The sequence below is a fragment of the Streptomyces europaeiscabiei genome (assembly GCF_001550375.1).
GTDB lineage: Bacteria > Actinomycetota > Actinomycetes > Streptomycetales > Streptomycetaceae > Streptomyces > Streptomyces europaeiscabiei.
Map to the genome: position 1 here is coordinate 1 of NZ_LRTR01000802.1, position 15367 is coordinate 15367.

General features: G+C 69.0%; 12 protein-coding genes and 1 tRNA gene. 5 read left to right on the forward strand and 8 right to left on the reverse strand.

Annotated elements, in window-relative coordinates; genetic code table 11:
• Positions 1 to 306: 306 nt before the first annotated feature.
• Positions 307 to 810 carry a DUF4158 domain-containing protein gene (locus tag AWZ10_RS39430; RefSeq protein WP_208618635.1) on the reverse strand — a complete coding sequence of 168 codons (504 nt, stop codon included), beginning with the start codon at positions 808 to 810 and terminating at the stop codon, positions 307 to 309.
• 485 nt (positions 811 to 1295) lie between these two features.
• On the opposite strand from AWZ10_RS39430, the gene AWZ10_RS51960 reads away from it, so the two are divergent.
• Entirely contained in the window at positions 1296 to 1640 is a 345-nt protein-coding gene (locus tag AWZ10_RS51960; RefSeq protein ID WP_159014983.1) for a hypothetical protein, read from the forward strand.
• A gap of 376 nt (positions 1641 to 2016) precedes the next feature.
• Here AWZ10_RS51960 and AWZ10_RS39435 read toward each other — a convergent pair whose 3' ends face one another.
• The 3 genes from AWZ10_RS39435 to AWZ10_RS39440 form a co-directional block, all read right to left on the reverse strand.
• Positions 2017 to 2298: a hypothetical protein gene (locus tag AWZ10_RS39435; protein ID WP_244172705.1), complete on the reverse strand. Its 282-nt coding sequence runs from the start codon at positions 2296 to 2298 to the stop codon at positions 2017 to 2019.
• A 161-nt stretch (positions 2299 to 2459) separates the two neighbouring features.
• Complete coding sequence (locus AWZ10_RS54560; protein ID WP_240439273.1) at positions 2460 to 2681, reverse strand: hypothetical protein; 222 nt, start codon at positions 2679 to 2681, stop codon at positions 2460 to 2462.
• Between the two features lie 637 nt (positions 2682 to 3318).
• Positions 3319 to 4293 (reverse strand): helix-turn-helix transcriptional regulator, encoded by a 975-nt coding sequence (locus AWZ10_RS39440; RefSeq protein ID WP_060893458.1) that lies wholly within the window; start codon positions 4291 to 4293, stop codon positions 3319 to 3321.
• 137 nt (positions 4294 to 4430) lie between these two features.
• Between AWZ10_RS39440 and AWZ10_RS39445 the strand changes: the two genes are divergently transcribed.
• Positions 4431 to 4826: a RidA family protein gene (locus AWZ10_RS39445; protein WP_060893459.1), complete on the forward strand. Its 396-nt coding sequence runs from the start codon at positions 4431 to 4433 to the stop codon at positions 4824 to 4826.
• Between the two features lie 746 nt (positions 4827 to 5572).
• A tRNA-Met gene (locus AWZ10_RS39450) sits at positions 5573 to 5646 on the forward strand.
• Positions 5647 to 6129: 483 nt separating this feature from the next.
• On the opposite strand, the gene AWZ10_RS39455 is transcribed toward AWZ10_RS39450, so the two are convergent.
• The 4 genes from AWZ10_RS39455 to AWZ10_RS39470 form a co-directional block, all read right to left on the reverse strand.
• Positions 6130 to 9432 (reverse strand): S8 family peptidase, encoded by a 3303-nt coding sequence (locus AWZ10_RS39455; RefSeq protein ID WP_244172706.1) that lies wholly within the window; start codon positions 9430 to 9432, stop codon positions 6130 to 6132.
• Positions 9433 to 9608: 176 nt separating this feature from the next.
• The gene (locus tag AWZ10_RS39460; RefSeq protein ID WP_060893460.1) at positions 9609 to 10619 is read right to left on the reverse strand and encodes an ABC-2 transporter permease; all 1011 of its coding nucleotides are present in this window, start codon (positions 10617 to 10619) and stop codon (positions 9609 to 9611) included.
• The gene (locus AWZ10_RS39465) at positions 10616 to 11557 is read right to left on the reverse strand and encodes an ABC transporter ATP-binding protein (RefSeq protein WP_408992324.1); all 942 of its coding nucleotides are present in this window, start codon (positions 11555 to 11557) and stop codon (positions 10616 to 10618) included. The genes AWZ10_RS39460 and AWZ10_RS39465 overlap by 4 nt, the downstream gene beginning before the upstream one ends.
• A complete protein-coding gene (locus tag AWZ10_RS39470; protein ID WP_060893462.1) occupies positions 11557 to 12036 on the reverse strand; it encodes a GntR family transcriptional regulator in 480 nt (159 codons plus the stop codon). The genes AWZ10_RS39465 and AWZ10_RS39470 overlap by 1 nt, the downstream gene beginning before the upstream one ends.
• Positions 12037 to 12840: 804 nt before the next feature.
• Here AWZ10_RS39470 and AWZ10_RS39475 point away from each other — a divergent pair.
• Both AWZ10_RS39475 and AWZ10_RS39480 read left to right on the forward strand, forming a co-directional pair.
• The gene (locus AWZ10_RS39475) at positions 12841 to 14433 is read left to right on the forward strand and encodes an ATP-binding cassette domain-containing protein (protein WP_063809840.1); all 1593 of its coding nucleotides are present in this window, start codon (positions 12841 to 12843) and stop codon (positions 14431 to 14433) included.
• A 623-nt stretch (positions 14434 to 15056) separates the two neighbouring features.
• Positions 15057 to 15227: a DUF5670 family protein gene (locus AWZ10_RS39480; RefSeq protein ID WP_037692688.1), complete on the forward strand. Its 171-nt coding sequence runs from the start codon at positions 15057 to 15059 to the stop codon at positions 15225 to 15227.
• Positions 15228 to 15367: the final 140 nt, after the last annotated feature.

Consider the following 15367-nt stretch of genomic DNA (forward strand, 5'->3'; position numbering starts at 1 on the left):
GGTTCTTCCACCGCCGCCAACGGCAGCCACACATCGTCCGCGGCTACTTCGGCGGCCCACACGTCCGCTACACCCTCGAATAGAACCGATTGAGTTTCGGATCAATACGCAGGGTCGCGATGACGGCGGGTCCATTACCGGTCCGGGCCTGGTGCGCGTCTTCACGGAAAGTCACGTCGCGTACGTGATGGAGCCGGTTCTCGATGTGCCAGTGCCAGCGGATCCAGGTCTGCAGATCGCGGGGCAGGGCTTGGCCGGCCGACAGTGACACGGTCAGGTACGCAGTCGAGTGGCTGCGGCTCGGGCTCACGCGCGTCGCAGCAGCAGGACCACCCCGGGCCGGAGCACCCGCGACGACAGCAGGTACTCGCAGGCCAGCCGGAACAGCAGCTTCGGGGAGTCGTGCTCCATCGCCCGGGCGAACAGGAACTCGTCGAGGTCCTTCCATTCGGCGGTGTCCATCGATCGCCAGCCGGCGTAACCGGCCACCTCGCGCAGGTGATCCGTACGGGTCTGTTCCCGCTCGCCGTACCCGCGCAGCTCACCCATCGCGATCCCGAGTCGCTGCGACAACCGGCCCACCACGGCGTCCGGGGCCAACGCCACCTCATCGGGCACGAACCCGAGCCACGGCAGCGTGCACGACTGAACCGCCACACCCAGCACGTTGCGGCCAGTACGGAACTGACGCACGAACGCCTCGTCCGCACCGGTCAACGTGAAGTACCGGATCAGCTCCGCCCGGTTGATCTCCGGGGAACCCCGAAGCCGCGCCAGTTCCTCCGCCGAGAACACATCCTGAGTCGCCACGAACCCACCGCCTGAGCATCGACCGTCACCAAACGGACGGCACGCTAGGGCTCGCAACAGAGCTTGATCAACCCTCAGTTCTTACCGTTGCTTTTGGTCTGGAAACTACGGACAGGCCTACGGAGGCGACGCCTCACGGCGCCGGTGCTGGACGTGGTGGCCGGGATCGGGCCTCCCCGCAGCCGCCAGCCTCTCGACCGCCGGGCGGAGAAGACCTCCCGGCGGCACGGGGAACACCGCCGGGACGGTTCGCGCTCCCTCGCTACACTCGCTCACAGCGGCCTTTCTCGATGAGCCCACCGCGTCGCGGTTAGCCCACCAGGGCTCGCACGCTGGTCCTCCCGGGCCGCTCCCGCAACGAGCGGAATCAGCCGTACTCAGCGGATCAGGAACCGGCACGGACCGATCACTGCGAGACTCGGCCCGACAAAGCAGTCGCACCGAACGGGGACGTGTAGCTGTGGCAAAGGCGAAGAACCGACGTCGTGCTCACCGTGGGTCCGGACGGCCTGACGGGCCATCCGGACCACATTCTGATTCACCAGGCGGTGGCCAGCGTGGCAGCATCGTGCGAAGTCCCGGTCTTCGGTTCGTACCTTCTCCCGGCCGACATCGCCCAGGGTCGTGATCTCCTGGCCAAGATCCTTCCTGGAGAACCCGTGGGATCGGGACGTATGGCGGGCAGCGATGAACCATCGGCGACCCCACTGGCGGCGCCTGCCCGCGTGTCCGAAGCCAGGCGCGCGGCACTCGATGAGTATGCGAACGGACTGGGCACCTTGGCGCTGACGGAACTCGTCCCTGCTTCGCTTGCCGGTGGTGACAGGTAGCGCGCCGCATTGGTGACAACCACCATGCTTTGTCCTACTGAAGCCGCAGGCCAGCGGATGCCGGTGGTGACAACTATCGTGCTTCGGCTCAGCCAGTGGAAGACGTTGTGCCGCTGCCGCTGCCGCTGCCGCTGCCGGTTCCAGGCCCAGCGGAGTTTGGGGATGTGGCCGGTGCGGTTCTGGCTCGGCCGAGTCGGTCCTGTCCGGTCAGGCCGGTCAAACGGGCCAGCTCGCCGGGGCGACGCGCGAGCGGTGGGAGCGGTGGGAGAGGCACAGGACGAAGCCCGTCAGGGATTCGCCCTCCAGCGGGTCGGGCTGCGGCCGACCGGCCGCAGCCCGATGCTCGTGGTCGTGTCAGTCACCTGCGGCTGACCGGTTACCGCGGTCGTCCACGACCGCGTTTCGTCCGCGCCCGCGGCGTGGCTTGGGCTGGGCGGGCGGTGCCGTCTGCGGAAGGTCGGGGACCTCGCGTCCCGGGGGCGAGATCGTCGAGGCTGCCCAGGTGGATCGTGGCCCACGCGAGCAGGCCGGGCGTGAGGCGCTCTTCGCCTGTGGTGATCGCGTCGGTGCAGCCGTCCTTCATCAGGTGCCGCAGCAGGACGACGACGCCGCAAACCCGTTCGATGAGGTACTCGGGCATCTCGCCGGTGGTCAGCAAGCCCGCGAGGAGCGCAGGAGCCTGAGTTGGTCCTCAACGCCGGCCAGGTGGCCGAGGAAGGCGGTGATCCCGGCGGGGGTGGAGTGGTCGAACGGATCGAGGTCGACCATGTCGAACCGGCGGCCGCACTGGTCACCTGTTCACGCGCCGCCCCGTGTGCCTCATGCAGGCGTTTCGCAGACGGAGTACCAGGTGACGTCGAGGGGGACGGGGAAGTTGTTCGTCACACTGGTGGTCCAGCCGTTGGCTGCGGCATTGGGGTACGACTGGCCGATCACCGTCGCTGTAGTGCCCGACTGTGCGCCGCCCGAGACGGGCTCCAGCCCGTCCGGGCATACCGGAGTACGAGTGAGGCCGCCGCCCACGTCAATGCCTTCGGTCAAGGTGACGACCTCGCGTGTACCCGCCGAACCGGTCGGGCCTGTGGCGCCGGTAGCACCTGTGGTTCCGGCACTGCCGGTCGGCCCGGTTGCACCCGTGGGTCCGTCGATTCCGGTCGGCCCGGTTGCACCCGTGGGTCCGTCGATTCCGGCCGGTCCGGTCGATCCCGTGGGTCCGTCGATTCCGGCCGGTCCGGTCGATCCCGTGGGTCCTGCGATTCCGGCCGGTCCGGTCGGCCCCGTGGGTCCTGCGGGTCCGGCCGGACCCGCAGGACCGGTCGGGACTCCACCGTAGCCCCAGTCGGGTTCCGGGCCTGCCTGGCTTACCGAAGCCTCCGGCTGGGGCGCAGCGGTAGCCAGCGCAGGGCTGCTGAAGCCCACCATCACGAGCACCAGCGATGCCATCGCGCCGCCGGCAGTCCATCTCCCCCTTCTGGGGAGCGGACCGAGCGTCGACCTGTGCCCGCGATCAGGGTTCATGCTTGCTCCTTGAGGAACCTAAGGACATGCGCTTCCGGAACGATCTCCGTTCCCTTTGCGGCATCGACCCGCAGATCATCGGACTTGAGAGCCATGCGGCCAGATCAACCTATTGGCGTATCGGCGGTCCGCATCGTCCGGTCATTGCAGGGCGACGGTCTCAGGATGAGTCTTCGTAGCGGGTGGCAATCGTGGCCGCGCGGTTGTGCAGGGCGGTGCGCAGCGATCGTGGGGCCAGCGCTTCCGCGTCCGTACTGAGTTGCCACAGCGCCCATTCGGCGTGTCGTGAGTCCTGGAAGGTCACCTCCAGCCGCAGCCAGCCGTCTGCGTCGGGTTCTTCTGCGCGTACGGTCAGCGCGGCGTCCAGCAGATCCTCCCGCCGCGCCGGATTCACCCGTACCAGCACGGTGATGTGGTCGCCGCCGGAAAGGAACCGCGCGGAGCGTTCCCGCCAGATCCGGTCCAGATCGACCCGGTTGGGCCGCTGTGCCGTTTCGAGGAGTGCCTCGGCGGCCAACACCCGCGACAGCCGGTAGGTGCGGTCAGCGCCGGATCTCGTGGCCAGCAAGTAGCCCCGCTCGCGTACGGTGACCAGGCCGATCGGGTCCACCGTGCGCCACTGTGGTGTCTGGCCCGTGGCCGCGTAGTGGATGCGTAGCCTGTGTCCGGCGAGCACCGCGCGCCGGACCTCGACCATGGTGGTGTCGGCTACCTCCTCGGTGACCAGCCGCCGTGAGAGCAGGTCGGTTTCCGGGTCGACGAGAAAGCGCTGGACCGCGTCGCTCGCGGTGGCCCGGTGGATTTCGGGCAGCGCGTCGACGACCTTCCGCATGGCCGATGCGAGTGCCGAGCCGAGGCCGAACACCTGCTCGCCGCGCGCCGATCCGGCGGTCAGCAACGCAAGGGCCTCGTCGTGGTTCAGACCGGTCAGCTCGGTCCGGAAGCCGGGCGACAGAGCGAAACCGCCGTGCCGGCCGCGTTCGGCGTAGACCGGGACGCCGGCCGCGGACAGCGCCTCGATGTCGCGTAGCACGGTGCGGGTGGATACCTCCAGCTCCCGGGCCAGCGTGTCCGCTGTCAGCCGACCGCGCTGACGCAGCAGCAGCACCAGCGAGACCAACCGGTCAGCACGCATACGAGAACTTTATCGAAATACATGACTGAGGGTGTCGTGATTCGTTGCGAGGCTCGCTACCACGACGTCGAAGCCGGCGGCTACGGAGCCGATTGGCCGTACGTACTCCCCATGAATCGAATGGAGCTGACGTGGCAATGGAACGGACGGCGGTCAACCCGGTCACGTGGTCGGTGGAGATGGGATTCAACCAGGGTGAGGTCGTCTCCGGGCACACCCGGACCCTGTACATCTCCGGGCAGACCGCGATGAGCGGCGACGGCAAGCCTCAGCATGACGGCGACATGGCGGCGCAGTTGGCGCTGAGCATCGACAACCTGGAGGCCGTGCTTGGCGAGGCCGGTATGTCTGTCGCGAACCTCGTCCGGCTCAACGTCTACACGACCGACACCGATCTGCTTTTCCAGCACTACGGCGTGCTGGCGGCGAGGTTGGGCGTCGTCGGGGTCGCGCCGACCACCACGATGCTTGAGGTGACACGGCTGGCGATCCCCGGCCAGATGGTCGAGCTCGAGGGGACCGCAGTCGCGTGATGCGACCCCACCGCCCCTGCTACCGGTGCCGGTTGAAGGGGCACCGGTAGCAGGTCGATGGGCGATTTCCGGTGTTCGGGAGGGTGACGATCGGCATCTCTGGCAGCGACGGCGAGTCCCTGCCGCGACTGCGGCACGCAGACGGCCGCCTGCTGCTCGATGTACGTCAGTGGCGCGGTGTCGGTGGACCCGACTACACCTGGCGAACTCACTCTCGAGCTCGCCCCAACCACCGAGCCACGTCGGCCGCCGTACGACGGGGACGATGGCGAGGGGGACCGTCCGAGATCCTCGACCGCCCCGACCTCACGCCGGTGGTGCCGACGCAGTGAGTGGTGAGGTCTCAGCGCTGCCCTGTGCCGTGCGCGACCCAGAGGCTGCCGTCGCTCGTTGATAGCCCAGCGATCTGCTGTGCGGAAGGCGCTCGATCGCGTCACGATCGAGCGCCTTCGCCCGTGGTGATGGACGAGTCGGATGCCAGGCTGCACGGATAGGGCAGCACTACCGCACTCCTCCTCCTCCGCAGAGTTCCGGCTATTTGCGGCCGGGATCGTGCGGTGGTCGACTGAGCGGTGTCACAACCCCTTGTCCGCCGACTCTCGAACACCGAGGTGGATCAGGCGCTGCATTCGGGCCACGGTGAGCCGACCGCCGATGGGTCTGTGCTGAGCCGTTCCTCACATCCTCCCGGCCGACTCCATAATGGTCCTGGTCCGCACGGATGGTGTGTACAGTGGGAGCAACGACGCGGGGTGGAGCAGCTCGGTAGCTCGCTGGGCTCATAACCCAGAGGTCGCAGGTTCAAATCCTGTCCCCGCTACGAACGGAAGGGCCCGGGTGACCGGGCCCTTTCTGCATGAAGGGTGATGTCCGATCCGCGGGCTCGGGGCCAGAAAGTGTCTGCCGAGCCGGGCTTCGCGGGCTCGGCCAGTCGGGTCAGGATGGATCCGCCTCTGTCCTTCCCCACCTCCGGACCGCTCACTCGGTGTCAGGGGGAGGAGCTGCCGGTCAGCCATGAGGCCGTCCGGCAGGACGCGCACCGCCGAAGCAAGTACACCGCGCTGCTTCGACCGTCGAGCGCCCCGCGCTTCGCCCGCTGTGAGCCCGTCCACTCCGAGTCCGCCCGCCGTCTCGTCTCCCGCCTCCGCGCCGGATTCGGCGGGGACACGGGGGAGAGGGCCGCGCGCCTCGTCGACGACGCCTTGCCATGCACTGCTGCGCGACACAACCGAACTGGACCTGCGAGCAACGCGGTTGGCCCCCGCCGGGCGACCGGCAGGGGCCAACCGCGTCCTCCGCCCGTCTACTTGGTGGTGCGGTAGGCGCGGTGGATGGTCTGGGTCAGGGTGTTGCCGTCGCTGTCGGTGAGGGTGACGCGAAGCGAGACCGGGCCGGGCTTGGCGGGGCTGCGCAGCTTGAGCAGCTTGCCGTTCACGGCGGTGGTCTTCTTCCAGGTCCTGCCGTCGTCGTAGGAGACGGTGAAGGCCAGCTTGCGCAGCGTGGCGACCTTGGTGGCCGCGCCCTGGAGGCTGAAGGGCACGGTGAGGGTCGTACCGGCCTTTGCGGTACTGGCCGTCGACAGGCTGGGCGTGTAGCGGACGACGGTCAGCGGGAGCCGCTCGGGGGTGTCACCGGAGACGTGGGCCGAGGCGAAGGTCCAGGTGGCGGTCGTACGGGTGCTGACCGCGGACTGTGCCGGGGCGCGGGAGACGTCCACCGCGAGCTTGTAGGTGCGCTTGCCTTCGGGAAGCGTGTACGAGTCGCCGTCCAGCGGGGCGTTCATGGCGAAGATCTTCTTGCCGTCGGCGTGGAGCGAGCTCCTGGCCTTGGTGTGGTCGGAGGTACCCACGTTGCCGACGCCGTCGGAGAACAGCGGCAGGTACGCCGTGAAGGTGTCGCCGACGCGTACCGCTTCGGGCCGGTCGAGGACGGCCGAGAGGGGGCCCGAGGGGAGGGCCGGGCCGAAGACGCCGATGTTGAAGCGCTGGGTGTGGTCCTTGCCCGCCGCGTACGCCCTGGGGATGCCGGCCTGCGTGCTCTCCCACGTCGGCTCGCCCTCGGCGTCGGGGGCGCCGTACTGGCTGGCCTGGTAGAACCACTTGATTCCGTTGGGCAGCACGTAGTCGGTGCCGGTCAGCGGCAGACGGCCCGCGGTCGAGTGCTGGTTGTAGAAGCCGCCGTGCGTCAGCGGTGCGGCGGCGATGGTCGTGGTCTTGCCCTTGACGGGCGTACCGACGATGACCTTGACCTTGGTGAGCTGGGCGCGCTTGACGTTCTTGGTGAAGCCGGACAGGTCACCCGTACGGTTCCAGGCCAGCCGGTAGTTGACGGACTTGTGGGTCCAGATGCCGTGGTACATCGCGGACACCTCGGCGGCCGGCGCCGGGGCACCGAGCTGTCCGACGCGGATGCTGCCGAAGGAGCGGGCGTCGTACACAGAGGTGTACGGCTTGTTGTTGACGTCGATGTGGAAGAAGAACATCGCGCCCGCGGGCTTGGCCGCGCCGTCCGGCACAGTGATCTTGACGGGCTTCGTCTTCCGGGCGTCCATGACCAGGGTCGTGTCCTTGGTCAGCGCGAACTTCGGGTGCAGCAGCACGGACCCTCCGGTGCTGACGGTGCGGAGCACGCCTTCCAGGGCGTAACGCCCCTTCGGCAGACGGATGGTGACCTCGCCGTCCTTCTCGTCGGAGGCCTCCGTCCAGACGTCGTTGTCCAGGCCGTAGATACTCGTCAAGGCGTCGCGGAGGGCCTTGCCCTTGAGGTCGAGGTGCTTGATGGTCAGGTCGTACGACTCGACCTCGCGGACCACGCCCAGGGAGGTGCGCGCGGTCGTCGTGCCGTCGGCGGTGGTGGCGGTCAGCGAGCCTCCGAAGCTGCCTTCGGCCGTTCCCACGCGGGTGTCGGTGGTCACGGTGGCGGTCGCCTCACCGCCCGCCGGGACGGTGAGCCGCTGCGGGGAGACCGTGAACAGGCCCTCGGCCGCGGGCTTTCCGTCGTTGCCGTAGGCCTCGGTGGCCAGATCGAGGGTGACCGGCTCGGTGCCCGCGTTGCGGTAGGTGACGTCCTTGGCGACCGGCCGGTCGTCGGTGTGGGGGTACGCCTGTGTCCCGAAGCCCAACGCGGTCGGACTGCTGGTGAGCTGCTGGGCGATCGCCCTGGCGACGTCCGCCCGGCCGGTGCCCTGGATGTACGCGGACGTCGCGGCGGTCGGCTTCGCGGAGGCGGTGAGGGCGGCCTTGATCTGCGGGCCCGTCCAGTCCGGGTGCTGCTGCGCCAGGATCGCCGCGGCGCCCGCCACGTGCGGGGTCGCCATCGACGTACCGCTCATGGAGACATAGCCGTCGGCGGCGGGGTCACCCATGTCGCCTTCGGCGGCCTTGGCGGCGACGATGTCCACGCCCGGGGCGGTGACATCGGGCTTGAGAAAGCCGTCGGCTGTGGGGCCGCGGCTGGAGAACTCGGCGATGGCGTCCTTGCGGTCGACCGCGCCGACGGTGAGCGCGGCGGCCGCGCTGCCGGGGGTGCCGATGGTGCCCTCTCCCGGGCCCTCGTTGCCGGCGGCTATGACGAACAGGGTGCCGGAACGGGCCGACAGGTCGTTGACGGCCTGCTCGACGGGGTCGATGCCGGGGGTGTCGGTGCCGCCCAGGCTCATGTTGACGACCTTGGCGCCCTGCGCGACGGCCCACTGCATGCCGGCGATGACGCCGGAGTCGTCGCCCTCGCCGGAGTCGTTGAGCACCTTGCCGACCACGAGCCGGGCGCCGGGCGCGACGCCCGCGTACTTCGCGCCCGTGGGGGACGCGGCCCCGGAGCCCGCGATCGTCGAGGCCACGTGCGTGCCGTGGCCCGCACGGTCGACGGTGTCCGCGGCGGTGGAGAAGTTCTTCGCCTCGTCGATCCGGTCCTTGAGGTCCGGGTGCGTGGCGTCGACGCCGGTGTCGAGGACGGCGACCTTGACGCCCTTGCCGTCGTATCCCGCCGCGTGTGCCGCGGGCACGCCGATCTGCGGCACGCTCCTGTCCAGGGTCGCCCTGACCTTGCCGTCCAGCCAGATCTTTTTGACCTTCGCGGAGCCGGTCGCGCTGGTGAGGGTCTCCCACAGCGCGGAGCCCTCGGACTTACGGGCGCGTACGGCGTCACCGTTGATGCTCGGCAGATCCCGCCGGACAGTCGCGCCCGCGCCGCGGAACGTGCTCGCCGACAGGGACGTGCCCTTGTCGTAGGTGACGATCAGGGGCAGGTCGGAGCGGTGGGCGTCGTCGTAGCGCGAACTCACCAGTCGCGTCACGTCGAACAGCCGCCGGTCGGCGGTCCCGTTCGCGATCAGCGGTTCGGCGTCGCGCGGCAGGACGTACGCGTGGCCCGCGGCCTGCTGGACGCGGAAGGCCATCCCCTCGCGGCCCTCGGCGGCCACCACACCGGTGACCTTGCCCTTGGCGTCGAGGGTCACTTTGTCGCCGGTGACGAGGGTGACGGTCCTCGCGGGGGCGCCGACCGGAGGCCACGACCGGGCGGCCTCGGCACGGTCGGACGTGCTCATCAGCAGCCCGGCACCGAGCGCCGCCGCCAGGGCGGCCGCCAACGGGACGGTGGTGACCACGCGTTTCCTGCGCTTGTGTGACTTCAACTTAGGCCTTTCGGCATGGTTCATGGCGATTTACTCGCCGGCTCGGGGCAGTATCAGGGCGCGGCCGAGCGACACTGTGGCCGCTCGGCCGCGTAGGGGGCGGAAGACCGCCAGGAAGATCGGGTCGGACGAGGCGCCTGGCCGGACGGTCAGACGAGGCGCTTGCGACCCCAGAGGATGACGAACGCCGCAATGCCGGCGGTCAGGGCCAGCAGGATCAAGGCGCCGAGCCACTGCATGGACGACATCTGGGAGATCGGGATGTAGTCGACCGACCAGCCGACGACCTGTGCCTTGTCCAGGCAGGCGTCGCGGGCCTTCTCCGTTCCCTCGGCGCAACTGCCCCAGCCGATGAGGTCACCCGAGGCCGTGAGGTAGAACTCGTCCAGCTGGTGGGCGCCGTCGGGCACGTTCGGCATGGAGTTGTCCCCGACACCGTTGTGGCTGGTGACCGTGACGACGTTCCCGAGGGACAGCCGGAAGTACGACCAGACCATCTGCACGGCGACGGCGAAGCCCAGGGTGACGACCATGGACAGCAGGGTTCGCCGCAGCAGCATGCCGATCGCCACGCCACCGACGACGGTGAGCAGGGCGAGGGCCACGGGCACGGGTCCACTGCTGTCGAAGGCGGCGCCCTCGGCCCAGTTCAGGGCGTACGACGACGACTTGACGGGCGACCACCACCAAGTGAAGGCGGCGGAGAGCGCAGTGGTGCACACCACGACCACGAGCGCGGTCGCACCGAGCTTGGTGGCGAGCCAGCGAACGCGGCTGGCGGACTGCGCGTTGACCAGCTTGGCGGTGCCGCTCTCCAGGTCGCCGGCGAGCAGGGGCGCACCGAGAAAGACACCGATCACGATGGGCAGGAACCCGAGCAGCTGAGCGGCCAGGTTGAGCGGCTTCTGGTCGAATTTCTCCTCCCAGCCGGACTTGAGGTCGGGATAGCCGTATCCGTCGAGGTACGTGATCATCTGCTGACGCTGGTAGACGAGCACCGCCAAGGTGACCGCGCTGGCGGCCAGCAGCGTCCAGTAGGCGGCGCGGTGCTGACGCCAGACTAGCCAGTTCATGCCGCTGAGCCGGAGGCCACGACCACGGCCGGCTTCGGCGGTGGCGGAGTCGTATGAGGTGCTGTCGCTGGTGGTCATCGTGCTCATGCCGCCACCGCCTGCGGGCCGACGTAGGAGCTGGGACTGATCAGAGGTGGGGCTTCAGGCGAGCGCAGATAGGCGAGCAGGAGTTCCTCCAGGTTGGGGGTGCTCGCCTCCCAGGGGCCGGTGACCGGCCCGTCGGGGCGTACCAGTGAGGTGAACTGCCGTCCGCTGGTCCGGGTTTCTACCACGGTGTGGTATGCCAGCTCCGGGGGCGTCCGCCCGTCCACGTGGGCCCCGGTCAGTACGGCGTGGGCGGAGCGCAGTTCGTCGACCTCACCGGCCAGGCGCAGTCCACCGCCCGCGATGACCAGCAGGTAGTCGCAGGTGTTCTCCAGCTCGGCGAGCATGTGCGTGGACATCAGCACGGTGGTGCCGCGCTCGGTGGCCTCGGCCAGCAGCGTGCCCATCAACTCGTGGCGCACCAGCGGGTCGAGGTCCGACATCGGCTCGTCGAGGAGCAGCAGGTCGGGACGCTTGCCGAAGGAGACGGCGAAGGCCACCCTGGTGCGCTGGCCGCCGGAGAGTGTGCCGATCTTCGCGTCGAAGGGCACGTTGCCCGCGCGGACGATGTTCTCGGCGGCCCGCTGGTCCCAGCCAGGGTTGAGTTCGCGGCCCATGCGCAGGGTCTCGGCGACGGTGAACCGCCGGAAAAGGGGCTTCTCCTGGGCGAGGAACGCGATACGCCGAGTGGCCTCCGCCGACTCCGGGGCCGCGCCGAACACGCGCAGGGTGCCGGTGGTCGGCTCCAGCAGGTTGGCGGCGATGGCCATCAGCGTGGTCTTGCCGGCCCCGTTGGGTCCCACCAGACCGCAGATGCGCCCGGCCGGCAGCCGGAAGGAGCAGTCCCGCAGCGCCCAGCCCCGGCGGTACTTCCGGCCGACCCCGCGGGCTTCTATCGCGGCGGTGTCCGCCGGCCCCCCGTAACCCGTCTCGTAGCTCATCATGCGTGTCCCCTTGTTCCTGTTGTTCCTGTTGTTGCTGTTGTTCCTGTTGTTGCTGTTCGCTCGTGCTCGGCGGCAGGCCCGGTCCCGGCGTACCGCTCCTCCATCACCGACGCGACCAGAGCGGCCACGTCGTCCTGCTCAAGACCCGCTTCGCGGGCCCGGTCCATCCAGTCCACCAACTCGCCGCGCAGCGGCGAATCCGCGCCCGCCTGGGGACGAGCAAGCGACTGACGTACGAAGGTCCCCAGTCCCGGCCGTGCTTCGACCAGGCCCTCCCGCTCCAGTTCGCGGTACGCCTTGAGCGTGGTGTTGGGGTTGACCGCGGAGGCCTGGGCGACCGCCTTGGCCGTGGGCAACTGATCTCCGGGCCCCAGTACGCCGAGCCTCAGCGCCTGCTTGGTCTGCTGAACGATCTGCTGATAGGCGGCGACCCCGCTCCGCCTGTCGATGCGGAACTCCAACCCCTTCACCACCATTTCACTAGTCGACTAGTGAAATGATGATGGAGCACGGATCGCGAACCTGTCAAAGCCCACAGGTCGGGGCGCCGGTGACGCGGCAGGACGCGTGGCCCGTGGCGGAGCGGCACCGTAGGACCGGCCGCGTTCTCGGCAGCAATGCATGGAGCGCCTACGCGCGCAGTCGGGGTGGCTGTCAGGCGTGCAGGGGGTGTCAGGTCGGCAGGGGTGAGTGGGATGCCTGACTGTGCAGGCTCTGCCCGTGGTTCACATGGAGTAGGGCTTCGCTTGCCGTGTCTGGGAAGGGGTCGGTCTCTATGTCCGGCGCTCCCTTCACTTGTGTCGTCTTGACAATCGCGAATGTGCTCAACCGGCAGGGAGGGGCTTCGGTCGCACCTGACGTGGACGGCATCTGTTGGCTGGCGCCCGAGCTGCCACGGGCGGGGCCGGTTCGACCGCTGAGGGGCGCAGGCGCAGGCGCGGGCGCCCGGCGCTGTGGGCAGGCCCTGTGTCTTCCACGGGCAGCCGCAGCCGCAGCCGCAGTGATCCGCTCATGGCTCCGCCCGTGACTCGCCGGACGGGACCGAGTCCCACCGGCTCCTGTGGAGGGGTGCCCCGGAATCCTTGACGAGACGGTGCGTATCGTCTAGCTTTTTGTTCGTCGGTCGGCAGATGGTCTTCCCTCTGCTCGCCACACGATCCTGTTCGCCCAGCAAAGGACTGCTCTTGCGCTGTGCTTCCGTCGACACCACCGTCACCGCTTCTCCTCGCACCACGTCACAGATCGCTCTCGCCGAAGTGACCAAGCGCTACGGCGACTGCATGGTGCTGGACCGTGTGTCTCTCACTGTCCGGCCGGGCGAGAAGGTCGGGATCGTCGGGGACAACGGCTCTGGCAAGTCCACACTCCTACGGCTGCTGGCAGGACAGGAGCCTGTCGACAACGGCAGTCTGACCGTCATGGCGCCGGGCGGGATCGGCCACCTTCGCCAGACGCTCGATCTACCCGGCTCGGCGCGCGTCGGCGATGCCGTGGATCACGTACTGGGCGAACTGCGCGACCTGGAGCACCGTATTCGTGTCACCGAGGCCACACTGGGCACGGCCGGGACTGCGGAGTTCGACCGCTACGCCGCACTGGTGGCCGAGTTCGATGCGCGGGGCGGGCACGGAGCGGATCGCCGGGTCGAGATGTGCCTGCGCCGGCTCGGAGAGCACGCGCCACTGGACCGGGAGCGCGTGCTGCGTACCCTTTCCGGCGGGCAGCGCTCCCGGCTCGCGCTCGCCGCGACCCTGGCACTGGCCCCGGAACTGCTGCTGCTCGACGAGCCGACCAACGATCTGGACGACGAGGCCGTGGTCTGGCTCGAAGGGCACCTGCACCGTCACCGGGGCACGGTCATCGTGGCCACGCACGATCGGGCGTTCCTGGAACGCGTCACCGAGACCATCCTGGAAGTGGACCACGAGCAGCGCACGGTACGGCGCTTCGGCAATGGATACGCCGGCTTTCTCGCCGCCAAGGCGGCGGCCCGAGCCCGGTGGGTGTGGGATCACGAGCAATGGCGCGATGAGGTCGCCCGACAGGAGCACCTCGCCGACTCCGGCATCGGGCTGCTGGCCGAGATCCCCCGCAAGGGGCCGTGGGCCTTCAGCGGAGCCGGGGCCTTTCGAGCGCGCTCGCGGACACACGGCGCACAAAGCCGCATCCGGAACGCACGGGAGCGGTTGCAACGGCTCACGGAGTTCCCCGTGCCGCCACCCCCGCAGCCACTACGATTCACAGGCCGCGTCGAAAGCACGCCGACCGCCGAGGGAACGCCAACGGCAGCGCACCTGGAAAACGTTCTGGTCAAAGGGCGGTTGTCCGTTCCGTCCCTGCAACTCGCCCCTGGTGACCGACTCCTCGTCACCGGTCCCAACGGCGTCGGCAAAAGCACTCTGCTCCAGCTGTTGGCAGGGGAACTGACACCTGACACCGGTATCGTGCGCCGACCGCACCGGGTCGGATTCCTACGTCAGCAAAGTGCGCCCGACGACGCGTTCGACGCCCGAACGCTGCTCGCGGCATTCGCAGCCGACAGGGCGGGGCAGCCCGACGAACATGCCGACGCGCTCATCGCGCTCGGCCTGTTCCACGCCGCCGACCTCGCTGTTCCGGTACGGAACCTGTCCGTCGGGCAGCGACGCAAGCTCGAACTGGCCCGGCTGGTGACGGCCGGCCCGCTCGATCTGCTACTGCTCGACGAGCCGACGAACCACCTGGCCCCCGCCCTGATGGAGGAGATCGAGGCAGCCCTGGCCCACTACACCGGCACGCTGGTCGTGGTGACGCACGACCGGCTCCTGCGCGAACGCTTCCACGGGCCCCGCCTGGAACTACCCCTGGCCACTGAGGAGAAGCGCCAGAACTGACGACCTCGAACACCGTGAGCCGCCCACCGTCCGCGCCGAACGGCCACTCAAGGGCGGGACATACGCGACCTGCCGGGGAGTTCGCCCGATGCGGCCGAGATCCTGCCGACGAGCGGCTCCATTCCGGCCGACGGATCTCTCCCGGCGCACCACCACACGGCCGTTGATCCGCCGGCCGTGCCAGTGAGCAGAATTGTTGCCGTAGGTAGCACACGACTGCGTCCTTGAGTGGACAGATTCGGAGGCGGCGTTCGACCTCCCCAGGCTTCCCGCCGCCTCCTCGTCCACGTCCGGCGCCTACCCGCCAAGGCCCATCCCATGCCGGCAGAAGCGTTACGTGACCCCTCGGTGCCCATGCCCATGCCCATGCCCATGCCCATGCCCACGGTCACGGTCACGTCCGTGCCACGGTCATGTCCACGGCCACGGCCACGGCGCCGGCTCTGCCGGGGCGACGATGTCGCCCGAGGTGTGCAGCCCCGATGCTGCGGACAGTCCGGTGTGAGGCAGGGGTGACTGAGGGCAGTCCGTCAGATGCCCCGAGCAGTGGATAAGAAACAGATAAATTTTCGGTGTGTGCAGAGATCAGGTCGGGGCACACGGCGGGACGGAGGTTGATAACTATGGTTCCCCTGCTACTGGTTCTGCTGCTCGCCCTGATTCTCTTCGGCGCCGGGTTCGCCCTCAAGGCCCTGTGGTGGATCGCCGTGATCGTCCTGGTGATCTGGCTGGTCGGATTCCTCGCCCGCTCCACCGGGCCAGGCGGGAAGCGAGGCCGCTGGTATCGCTGGTAGGACGCGCCCAGAACGCGCGGGACATGAGGGGCGCACCGATCACCGGTGCGCCCCCACCCATGTCCGCATGTCTCTCACGTCCTGTACACACGACTGGTCGTATCGCCAGGACTCTCCGCGGGTACGCGCCCGGTCAGGCC